The organism is Bacillus piscicola (genome assembly GCF_022458745.1).
GTDB lineage: Bacteria > Bacillota > Bacilli > Bacillales > Marinococcaceae > Alteribacillus_A > Alteribacillus_A piscicola.
Window position 1 is genome coordinate 41,045 of sequence record NZ_JAJJJF010000015.1, and the last position, 10,685, is coordinate 51,729.

Genomic DNA, 10,685 nt, shown 5'->3' on the forward strand with positions numbered 1-10,685 from the left:
GCTTATTTTTTTAAAAAAATAACAATGCTTCCACATCAAATATATTATCCCACTTTGCTTTTCTTACCAGCAAACCAGTTTAACGGTCGATCAGGAAGGTAACGTGCAAGAGGATGTCGAAGAAGCAGTGAAGCATCAAGCGAAACGAACGGCAGACGTCGCTTCATGGGTGAAAAAAGGACAGCAATAGCAACACGCAGGAGAAGCCTAATGTCTCACTTCCCGAGATATTAGGATTCTTAAGCGGATAAGGAAGACTATCAAAGGAGGAACAAAAATGGGATTCCATAGTAAACCCAATACGTTCGTAAACCACGTGCGGATTAAGGTGAGTAATTTAGAACGATCGCTTACCTACTACCAGGAAATGATTGGTTTTAGCATTTTGGAACAAACCGAAACAACAGCAAAATTAACAGCCGATGGCAAAACGAACATTTTGTCCCTGGAACAGCCGGCGGAACCCTCGCCGAAACAACCTAACACAACGGGACTCTATCATTTTGCTATTCTTTTACCACACCGCTCGGATTTAGCGAATATCGTCCAGCATTTTATTGAAAAGAACGTTCGACTTGGATCATCGGATCATCTTGTAAGTGAAGCCCTCTATTTGACAGATCCAGATGGGAATGTAATGGAAGTGTACACTGACCGCGATCCCGCGAGTTGGCAATGGAATAACGGAGAAGTGGCAATGACTGTAGATCCGCTGGATTTCAGAGACCTTCTTTCCGAAGTAAAACAAGAAGAGTCATGGCAAGGTTTGCCTGCCGGTACAATCATGGGACATATCCATTTGCATGTATCAGAATTACAACAAACAGAGGAATTTTACACAAAGGGACTCGGATTTGAAGTGGTGAACCGATTCGGAGATCAGGCACTGTTCATCTCTACAGGCAGCTATCACCATCACATTGCCTTGAATACTTGGATGGGAATAGGAGCTCCTGCGCCCGCCAAGAATAGTGTTGGATTAGAATTTTATACTTTGATTTTACCCAATGAGAAATCCAGAGAAAAGGTGGCAGAGAACCTGGAGAAGATAGGTGCATCCGTCACAGAAGAAAAGGGTACTTTTATTACCTCGGACCCTTCTGGAAATCGTATCCACTTAAAAGTTTAAGACGAGTACTTTTTTTGAGTTACTAAAACCAAACATAGGCTTTTAAACGTACGTTTTGAGATAATAGCGTACGTTTTTTCCTCGTTTTAAGAGGCCGGTATTGGTCAGAAATAAATTGTATAAATCAAAAATTAAACAAAAGAGCAGCTTGATTCGGTTGGTAGAGAGCCCTTCTGAGGATGAGAAATTATAAGAAGCTGATTTGTTAGCAGACGAAATCTTAGAAATTTTATCGTTTTTTATTTATCATTAGAAGGCATGAGGATAACAAAGGAGGCAGGGAATGAAGAGTATTAAGTATTTGCAGGTTGCATTTTTATTCGTAGGAGTATTAGCAGTCTTAGAGTTTACCTTAATAAGAGGAATGTTTTCATGGTTAATAGCTGTTGCAGCTGTTATAGTTGTTGGAAGCTTAAATGTGATTGTGAACTTCAAGCATAAAGAATGGTTACATGCTCTTCTTTATATCCTGTCGACAGTAGCTCTTTGTATGGGTTATTTTGTAGTAATGTAAACGATAGCCGCTAGCTATGTCGGGGACACCGGGTCTGTAATAAACATATTTTATCTAGAGCCTATCTTTGCCACTACTGTTGCGCGGCTATGGCTGACAAGTGTTGCTTATAAGGAAACAGTGTGTAAATCTTGTCAGCTTTAGTATCTGATATTAAATCCTTTGATTCCCTTATTTCTGAATAATCGGGTTATGGCTAATACAACGATACCTTCAGCCAATTGGTTGTAACTGTCGCTTGATCCTTCTATTTCCGCTCATCCCCGTTTTCACGGCGTCATACAGGGGCTTTGACGTTCTTATTTTCACAATGGCTTGATTTCACTACTTCATCCACACGCTTTGATGTCTTTATTTCGAAGAGCCTTGCTTTTCACGACGCCATCGCGACCCTATGATGCTTCTATTTCCACCCCTCCCCCGTTTTCACGACGTCATACAAGGGCATTGGCGCTCTTATTTTCACAATAACTTGATTTCAGAACGTCTATTCTGGACCGTTTCAATCTTGACGCAGATTATTCTCCTTAGAATTAACCTTTAATGAACACGGGGAAATATATGTGCTACAATAAAAATAACAAAGTTAAAGAAATAAATTTTTAAAGAAATAAAGAATACTTTTAACGGAGAGGGACATAGCTTAATGGTAACCACTACCAAGAAAGGAAGACTTGCCATGAAGAATGGTAAATCAGTGCGCCGCGTAAAAATATCACGTCAAAGGCAAATTAACATTCCCAAAGAATACCACGAAGCTTTGAACTTAGAAGATGAAGCCTTCTTGGAGTTTACAGGAAAAGAAATCATTATTCGTCCCGCAGATCCTGAAGTAATTGATTTCTCTGAAGATATCTTAAGAGACTTAGTCAGTCAGGGGTATGAAGGAGACCAATTAATAGAGGAGTTTACAAGGATAAAGTCAAATATCTCGAAAGCACTTGATTATTTGAAACAAGAAACAAGGAAACAACCTACTGTTACAGGGAGTCTCGACGAGTATTTAGATGCTGTGGAGGACGAAGACGAAGATGAGTGACCTTTTGCCCCTGAAACTTAGTAAACAAGCTGGAAAAGACCTAAGAAAAATAAGAAAAACCGATATAACATTGTACGAAAAAATAAATGATGCCATTTATAGTCTGCAGAAAGATCCTCTAATTGGAGAATCAAAAAAAGGAGATTTGAAAGGGTTCTCTTGTTTAGACGTGAAGCATATTAGAACAAGTTATAGAATTTGTTACACCTTGGAAGAGGATGATAACGGAGAGTTGGTATTAGTAGTTATGATAGGAACACGAGAAAACTTTTATCCAGAATTAAAACGATATTTAGGATTATAGAATGAGTCGCTCGTTTCATATAGACGTGACTCTTTTTTATTGGAAAAGGTCCAGCTACCAAGGCTTAGAGACCACTATTTTCACGACCACCTGATTTCAATGCTTCATCCAGGCGTTTGGACGTCCTTATTTCTTGGTTCCTTCGTTTTCACGACATCATCGAACCCCTATGATGCTGTTATTTTAGCTCTTTACCGTTTTCACGACGCCATCGCGACCCTATGATGCTTCTATTTCCGCTCATCACGTTTTTCGCGACATCATTCAGGGGCTTTGACGTTCTTATTTTCACGAACAGCTGATTTCAGTGCTTCCTCTAGATGCATTTCAATCAAGAAATAGGATCAGTCCCTCGCACACGTTAAAGCTGCGGGGAGATGACCCTATTCATACAACCTGTTTTTTAAAAGGAAACTTCGAGTGTTTCTAAATCAATGGTAACTGCTGGTTCTTCCCCTATGAAATCTTCTTTGTTAATAAAGAAATAAAAAGTATTATCCATTACTTTCGCTTCATAATACAAATGAGCCTCTGTTGTGAAATAAACACGGTCCAACTCTTCCCCATTCTGATCGTAAACAAAAAGTTCGTAACCTACTTTCTCATAGCCACCCCCTAGACCGTAACTGAGCAAGGTATACACCTTATCATTCGTAGCAGCAGCCGCTATCAGTCTATGATAATCGGTTTCTTCTTTGTCGTACGATGCAAACGTGGTGACACGGCCTGTGGTTGTATCCCATTTCTTCAACATATCCGCGGACTCGAAATATACGTTGTTCTGCTCATAGGCCTTGATAGATACATCCCCTGTATATCGTTCGGATTCTTTCACATTGTTCTGGTCTATCTCAAATAATACGCTTCCTTCTTTTTCGTTAGCGGCTGTGGTCGTTCCATACAATTTCTCATCGATCACACGTACAGAAATATGGGGACGGCTCATCACTTCAGCAGCTTCATTCAAGGATGGATCGACGTAATACAGATGGTCGTTAAAATCCTCGTCTTCACCCAAAATATAGATTCCGGTTTCCGTCTCATAGATATGAGCAACACGACGCAACGGGCCACCAACTTCAATTTCTGTATAGCTGCCATCAACCGTTTTCTGCACCACAGTACGGTTATTCTTTTGGGAGACTGCGGTAATCCCGTCATGACGGACGGAAAGGTTTGTTACTTTGTCACCCGTAAAAATAGATTCTATGTGTTTGTTCGAATGAATCAGCAATAGTTCTTCCTGGCCGTTGTTCTGTACTTCCACATACATCCCGTCTTGCGCAGGAGTTCTTTTCAATCGTTCTGCTTTTCTAATCGTTTCCTGATTACTGCCATCCCCTTTCATACGGATGAGCTTATCACCGGTATACAGATAAAGATTCTCCCCCAGCACAAACAGATCCTTCACTTCACCCTTGTACAACGTCTCTGTTTTCTCGGACTGAACATCTGATGCCGTAACAGTATTTCCGTTATAGTTAATCAATGCCCGACCTAAATAATCGAACAGATACCATTCTCCCCGGTAACGACTGTATGCCGGTGCCAACACCGTCTTAAAGGTCTTAATGCTTTCTTCTCCACTACCGTCCAGTTTCGCCTGCTGCAGCGCTACGGAACGGACGTTACCTTCAAAATCCTGAGGCTCCCCGTAGTATAGATGATTACCGATAATTTTAGGATTCGGCCCTCCACCAATATATTCTTTATGGGTGCCATCCGTTTTCACCCGGTACCATACCGAATTGGGAAAATTCGTTATCCCATTAGTCAAATCCTCAATGTAGTAGTATACCCAGTCATCCTTTACATGGACGGCGGATCCCGGTTTAAATCCGTCACCGGCAAATTCGTTATTCCCATCAATATCGGTTGCCTCATAATCACCGGCAATGTCCCGGCGTGTTAAAATAGTCTCGATTTCCCCGCTGTCGAGGTGTTTTCTAATAAGTGCATCATCGTCCACAGTGTAAAGCCAGTCTCCTTCTGTTACAAATGCTCCTTTCTCGGTTGGAGCAGTGGCGGGCTCTTCCACTCGTTTCCTTTCATCCAAAGCACGCGTTAGAAAAGTCGAAAACTGGGCTCTCGTCGTCGGATTCGAGGCCCGGAAAGTGCCATCCTCTTCGTATCCTCCTGCGACGCCGGCCGCCGCTACTGTTCCGATATCAGAGTAAGCCCAGTGACTTGGATCGATATCCGTAAAATACTGGCCTCTTACTCTGTCTAAGTCAAACGCTCTTGCCAAGATGGCCGCCATTTGTCCCCTGGTTACGGTTTCTCCAGGACGGAAAGCCCCGTTACTCCCGCGAATAATCCCTTCATCTGCGACAGCTGCAATCGAACGATAATTGGTACTGTTTGTATTCACATCAGTAAATCCCGGGTTTGGCCTGTTTCCGAGATCTAAATCTAAAGCCTTCGCGATCATACCTGCGACTTGATGCCGAGTAATCGATTGATTCGGCCGAAAAGCTCCATCCGGATATCCACTAATGATTCCTTGTTCGCTCAAATAGAAAATCGCTTCGTCCGCCCAGAATCCTTTCGATACGTCCGTAAATCCCGGCTCTGCACCTGCTGGTATCGTTGTAAAAATACCGGCAGCGAGTAAACCTGCCGATATGACCTTTTTTCCCCGCATTCTCATTCTCTCCCCCTCTTTCTATCCCCTTCTTTCATAGGGATAATGTCGAAATCAACCTGTACTAAGCAAAACTATCATTGTCTTATTCTAACATGTCCCTTTAAAATTAGACCTTATCAGAGCTACCAAGTGGATTGAACCATCTGACCTTGCGCATCAGCCAACACCTTCACATAACTCTGACCACCTATGAATCCTGTTTGTCGAAAATGATTGATAGCTTGTCGAACGATATCACTTCGATTCTGATTCAAATGCCAGGTAACGATCCGCAGCTCCTTTATCACTTCTTCTTTTACTTTTGTGTGACACAACAGGAGGCATTGAAAATCAATCGAACTTTGTGTTTTTCAAAGGAAAAGATGCGATGATGCTTCGGGAAGGAAAAGCCGCGAAACCTCGGAAGGTGTTGCTGGCGGGCTTACAAGAAGAAATTGCGCAGTATGTCGAGGGGAAAACCAATGAGGAATACTTGTTTCGGTCTCAAAAAGGCGACAAGCCCATGACCACCACCCAAGTGTACCGGATGTTACGGGACGTCGGCGATTGGATCGGCCGTCACGACATCGGCACGCATACGATGCGGAAAACGTTCGGGTACCATTATTACCGGCATACAAAAGACATTATGAAGCTAACCGACATTTTGAATCATTCCACCCCCAGCATCACCAAGCGATATATCGACATTACCCAAGATAAGATCACGGAAAGTCTAGAAGACTCCAAACTTTGAGATGTACGCAATTTATGATAAAAAAGTTGTTTTATCGATATACCACAATCGCGCCCGATTGATGAAGCATGTTTATTCTTCTGAGTCTTGTTGGTTATTTAAGAGCTTTGTCACGTTCTTTTCTAATTCTTCAATTCGGGATTCCTGTTTTATAAAAATAGTAATGAGAAGTGCCAATATGAATGCGAATACAGTTGCTGATATGTAAATATGTTCCAAGAAAAAAACAATAAAAAATGCGAGAATCCAACTAATAATAAGGCAAAAAACGAATGTACCAATAAACTCTTTCAATTTATCTCCCCCTTTAATTCGACAATCTAGCCCAATTTCGAAGGACACACTTATTCCTGATAAGCGCCCGATTCTGGCATAGTCTTTGTTTTCTATCACTTTTCGTTATTAAGTTTATCTCAAAAATCTTTTTTAAGGGGCGAAATTGCTACCTATCCATATGATAAGTGCCAAAAATATTAAAAGCCCTATTCCTACAGCAACACTAATTGTACCAATAATTTTGGACCGTTTTCCGGTACTTTTTGCTAAATCAATTATTCCAAAAACCATACCTGTAATTGACGTTAAAATCATTATAATAAAAATTGGAAATCCTGGTATGCTTGAGTTTCCGGACCACGAACTAAAAAAAAATATAATCCCTGAAATTAAGGCAATCACAGTCATTATTATTGTAATGTAACTTAATCTTTTGAACGTAACCAAATTCTTTTCTCCTCCCTTAAAAATGGACCATTTCAGGCGCAATATATTAGATGATAGCGCCCGATTGTGAATAATTTTGAATTAGAATATTTTCCCATTTTTAACTGTTTCAAATTCTTTAGTAACTTGAACGATTTGTTTCTTTAGCCATTTTGACTTTTTAAAACTTAACAAGTACAAAAATTTAAATAAGTAAAGGTCAAATTTGGAAGTGCCGACCTTATCTTGATTAGCAATTATATTCATTTACTCACCTCCAAGTAGCTTATATCGCCCCAGAATTGCGCTCGATTGCTTTATAATGCGCTCCTTTTGCGATATAAACGCAACGTAAGTGCATTTAACAAAATGGTAACAATGACAAGCACCGTTGAAGCAACAGCTACACCGCGCATTGTATCTGCCAGAGCAGCAAAGTCTTCAATTTTTACCAAGTAAAGGTTATAAAAAATTTGAAAACATATTGCGATAGCGCAAACGCTGAAACTGATAATGGTAAGAGCAATCCATTTCTTATTCATCTGTTTTTTACCTACCGCAAGATTAATAAAAGGAATTATCCAAGCTATTAAACCAAGCATCAAACTGCCGAGGTTAAGCCAACCAGCACCCATTATATGTCATACCACCTTCATTTTTCTTTCTAAATTTCTCCTCAATAAGGCTCATTTGAGGCACAGCCGTTATTCAACAACTACGCCCGCTTATTGAAGAAAGCATACTTTTAAAATCAGTTGTTTTTTTCACAAGAAAACGAATAACTCAAATTCAAAGAGTCCGCTTGTACTTTTGGCGTACCGTCTATTTCATAACATCTATCACTCGCCAGACGTATTTCCTTACTGTTGAAATAAGATTGGGTACTAATTAAAAATGCGACCATTACAAAAGACAAAGTGCCGATTAGTATAATTAATTTGTTTCTATTTTTCATATTATCCCTCCTTGTACAATCACAGAATTGCGCCCGATTCTGATACAACACAATTCAAAAGAGACTAAATAAATGCCAACGCAAACCAAAGTAGAGCAAATACAAATTCTAAAACATATCCCCTGCTGGAGTAATTTTGAAAGTATTTTGCAATACCATCGAATACAGAACCAATCCCTGCCAGTACAAAAACCCATTTTAACAAGGCGAAATCAAAATCATTGATAATGCCAAAAACAAATATAATTGCCATCGATATTGCGATTATAACTCTAACTATTATCATCGGCTTTATAACTTCCCCTTGTTCCTTTTTAAAAAACACCCCTATTTTCAACACCTCCCCCTTAGTAGAAAGCACTTTTCGTTATTTAATAGAATCTGGCTCGATTCTGGCACATCTCTTTTTAAGCAATCGCGCCCGTTAATTGAACCTTAACTATTTTTCTTTAACTATTCATCATCGTCAAACACTATATCTATACTTACTATAAGTAGAGCTGTCAGGAATTCTGCAAAACTTGATAATACTACTGTAGTCATTAATTCATTAACCGTATGTATAACAACCCAAGTTAAAACTAGCTTAATTAAGGCTATCCAAATCCATTTTTCTTTACTACGTAAATTTGCCTTCTTGATAAATAACAAGATAATCTGCTCTATTATTTCAAAGAAAATCCCTACTAAAAAACAATAAAAAAGAAATAGCAGTAAAGAACCATTTGATTCATATGTAACACCAATAAGTGAAAAAAACCCTGTAAGTCCTAAAAAGATTCCGCCAAAAACAACAGCTAATGCTACAACGATTAGTAAAGTCATTGCCACTACAACAAGGACTTTCTCCCATAATTTCAAAAAAACACCTCTTTACTTACACATCAAGTAACACCAATTTTCTAATACTCTTAGTCATTAAACTAAATGGTCCGTCTCTTTAATGTTGGGCGCTAATTCTTGTTAGCGAATTGCGCCCTTTTGTGGAATTACACCCGTCCTTCAAAACTCGCAATCCTTTTATCTTGTAGCGTCCATTACTTTATAAACAACACTGCCAAAAATAAACTTAACAGGGTATAGCGAAAGAATAATAGCAATAATCACGCTGAGTGTCTTTATTCCCCCTGTTAAATGAAATACATCGTTTATCAGGTAATTAACTAATTGAATAAGACCAAACACAATAGCCACCGACACGACAAATGCAAACAAGATTAGAATAGCTTGTAATATGGATATCTGTTTTATCTTTCCTAGCTTTTTAATGCTGCCATCGTTAATGGAAAAAGAAATGTATGCCATTGGGAGTGATAATAAATACCAACTTGAATAACCAATCCATATCCACGAGATACCCATTCCCAAAAGTATAATACATCCAATTATGTTGAAAGTTTTTTTACTCATTTAACCACCCTCATTAAAAACGATATAAGCTAAATTCATATTGTCCAAATTAGGGCTAATTCCAGAATTGCGCCCCTTTATTGAATAATTGTCTCTGATGTTTTTGGATATTATCACTTCTTCTTTAGCCAATTCACCCCATTGTGTCTATGTCTATAATCTGTATCGAGTTTTAGCTAACTTTAAGTTTCTTTGTAATCTCGCCATAGCCTTATTCATATTAGTTGGTTAATCACTTTACCGAACGTTCACCTTTGTTGTAATCTTATGCTAACATAACCATGTTAAAAGGGTGAGATAATGAAAAAAGAAAAAGAAAAAGGGAATTTTGCAGATGCTTCAAAAGCAGGGTTTGGTCTTCTTACCGATTCTCTTTTAGCGGCAGGTACTGATATGGGAGCGGAGGTGGCAAAAGAGTCAATCACTCATTCAGCGGGCGAACTACTGGTAGACACCGTCAGTTCGCTTGTTCCAGGTGTAGGAGGAACTATCTCCTCTTATAAAAGGATAAGAGCAGAGAAAAATTTAAAAGCACTCGTTTATCACCTTCATGATAATCATGAAAAACTAATAGAAAATTTAAGTAAACAAACAGAAGAAAATAGAGAAAAACTAGATGAATTGCTTCTGTTTGTTTTAGAAATAGCGACAGAGGAACACCAAGAAGAGAAAATTGAATATATGGTAAATGGATACATTTGTTTGACTGACCACACCGAGATTACATTTGATTTTGTGATGCACTATTATGATTTGTTGAAACAATTGCGAATGGTCGATATCTCTGTGCTGCGATTGTACTATAGAAGCTCGTATTTATTTGACAGTGAGGAAAATCGTGAAACATTCAAAGATGTGATGGAAAAACACGGAATGTCTTATGACCAATATAATTCGGTTAGAGAAACGCTTAAACGGAGTGGTTTATTAGAACTCGAAGTAAAAGATGATATAGACAATGACATGAGTGAATTACAAGATGGAATTAATAAGATTGTTAAATATATAGAACATGTAAATGGAAAAAGTAAAATGAAGCCTCCAAAGATATCAAAAGTTAGAATAAAACAAAAATCAAAATAAAGAATTAGGTTAAGTAAGTTTGGCAGAACCTTCTATGGATTCTTCGGAGGCATTTAATTGTTAAAAGCTAACACTCAGTCTTTGCTTTTTTTCCTGTGAACTTTCCATTAATACTATATAACCTTAACTCAAAAGGTAAACGGACGCTAATCCTTATTCAAGTTAA

Annotated in this window: 15 protein-coding genes and 1 pseudogene; 7 read left to right on the top strand and 9 right to left on the bottom strand. The window is 38.8% G+C overall.

Going from position 1 to position 10,685, the window contains the following annotated elements; genetic code table 11:
* Positions 1 to 73: 73 nt before the first annotated feature.
* From LOR49_RS15975 to LOR49_RS15995, 5 genes and pseudogenes are all read left to right on the top strand, one after another.
* Positions 74 to 190, top strand: a pseudogene (locus tag LOR49_RS15975) (NAD(P)H:quinone oxidoreductase, type IV); the annotation flags it as partial.
* An 87-nt stretch (positions 191 to 277) separates the two neighbouring features.
* Positions 278 to 1,129 (top strand): VOC family protein, encoded by an 852-nt coding sequence (locus tag LOR49_RS15980; protein WP_240377950.1) that lies wholly within the window; start codon positions 278 to 280, stop codon positions 1,127 to 1,129.
* Positions 1,130 to 1,412: 283 nt separating this feature from the next.
* Positions 1,413 to 1,643 (top strand): hypothetical protein, encoded by a 231-nt coding sequence (locus tag LOR49_RS15985; RefSeq protein ID WP_240377951.1) that lies wholly within the window; start codon positions 1,413 to 1,415, stop codon positions 1,641 to 1,643.
* A gap of 679 nt (positions 1,644 to 2,322) precedes the next feature.
* The gene (locus LOR49_RS15990) at positions 2,323 to 2,682 is read left to right on the top strand and encodes an AbrB/MazE/SpoVT family DNA-binding domain-containing protein (RefSeq protein WP_240377952.1); all 360 of its coding nucleotides are present in this window, start codon (positions 2,323 to 2,325) and stop codon (positions 2,680 to 2,682) included.
* The gene (locus tag LOR49_RS15995) at positions 2,675 to 2,986 is read left to right on the top strand and encodes a type II toxin-antitoxin system mRNA interferase toxin, RelE/StbE family (protein ID WP_240377953.1); all 312 of its coding nucleotides are present in this window, start codon (positions 2,675 to 2,677) and stop codon (positions 2,984 to 2,986) included. The genes LOR49_RS15990 and LOR49_RS15995 overlap by 8 nt, the downstream gene beginning before the upstream one ends.
* A 403-nt stretch (positions 2,987 to 3,389) precedes the next feature.
* Here LOR49_RS15995 and LOR49_RS16000 read toward each other — a convergent pair whose 3' ends face one another.
* A complete protein-coding gene (locus LOR49_RS16000; protein ID WP_240377954.1) occupies positions 3,390 to 5,630 on the bottom strand; it encodes an S-layer homology domain-containing protein in 2,241 nt (746 codons plus the stop codon).
* A gap of 370 nt (positions 5,631 to 6,000) precedes the next feature.
* On the opposite strand from LOR49_RS16000, the gene LOR49_RS16005 reads away from it, so the two are divergent.
* Entirely contained in the window at positions 6,001 to 6,369 is a 369-nt protein-coding gene (locus LOR49_RS16005) for a tyrosine-type recombinase/integrase (protein ID WP_240377955.1), read from the top strand.
* Between the two features lie 72 nt (positions 6,370 to 6,441).
* Here the strand turns inward: LOR49_RS16005 and LOR49_RS16010 are convergent, their stop codons facing one another.
* From LOR49_RS16010 to LOR49_RS16045, 8 genes are all read right to left on the bottom strand, one after another.
* A complete protein-coding gene (locus LOR49_RS16010; protein ID WP_240377956.1) occupies positions 6,442 to 6,663 on the bottom strand; it encodes a hypothetical protein in 222 nt (73 codons plus the stop codon).
* Between the two features lie 132 nt (positions 6,664 to 6,795).
* Positions 6,796 to 7,092: a hypothetical protein gene (locus LOR49_RS16015; RefSeq protein ID WP_240377957.1), complete on the bottom strand. Its 297-nt coding sequence runs from the start codon at positions 7,090 to 7,092 to the stop codon at positions 6,796 to 6,798.
* Positions 7,093 to 7,173: 81 nt separating this feature from the next.
* Entirely contained in the window at positions 7,174 to 7,338 is a 165-nt protein-coding gene (locus LOR49_RS16020) for a hypothetical protein (RefSeq protein ID WP_240377958.1), read from the bottom strand.
* Positions 7,339 to 7,388: 50 nt separating this feature from the next.
* Entirely contained in the window at positions 7,389 to 7,706 is a 318-nt protein-coding gene (locus tag LOR49_RS16025) for a hypothetical protein (RefSeq protein WP_275899711.1), read from the bottom strand.
* 116 nt (positions 7,707 to 7,822) lie between these two features.
* Positions 7,823 to 8,026 carry a hypothetical protein gene (locus tag LOR49_RS16030; RefSeq protein WP_240377959.1) on the bottom strand — a complete coding sequence of 68 codons (204 nt, stop codon included), beginning with the start codon at positions 8,024 to 8,026 and terminating at the stop codon, positions 7,823 to 7,825.
* Positions 8,027 to 8,090: 64 nt separating this feature from the next.
* Positions 8,091 to 8,363 carry a hypothetical protein gene (locus LOR49_RS16035; protein ID WP_240377960.1) on the bottom strand — a complete coding sequence of 91 codons (273 nt, stop codon included), beginning with the start codon at positions 8,361 to 8,363 and terminating at the stop codon, positions 8,091 to 8,093.
* 116 nt (positions 8,364 to 8,479) lie between these two features.
* A complete protein-coding gene (locus LOR49_RS16040; RefSeq protein WP_240377961.1) occupies positions 8,480 to 8,887 on the bottom strand; it encodes a YrvL family regulatory protein in 408 nt (135 codons plus the stop codon).
* 159 nt (positions 8,888 to 9,046) lie between these two features.
* Positions 9,047 to 9,388 (bottom strand): disulfide bond formation protein DsbD, encoded by a 342-nt coding sequence (locus LOR49_RS16045; protein ID WP_240377967.1) that lies wholly within the window; start codon positions 9,386 to 9,388, stop codon positions 9,047 to 9,049.
* A gap of 348 nt (positions 9,389 to 9,736) precedes the next feature.
* Between LOR49_RS16045 and LOR49_RS16050 the strand changes: the two genes are divergently transcribed.
* Positions 9,737 to 10,519 carry a hypothetical protein gene (locus tag LOR49_RS16050; protein WP_240377962.1) on the top strand — a complete coding sequence of 261 codons (783 nt, stop codon included), beginning with the start codon at positions 9,737 to 9,739 and terminating at the stop codon, positions 10,517 to 10,519.
* The last annotated feature ends 166 nt before the right edge of the window (positions 10,520 to 10,685 follow it).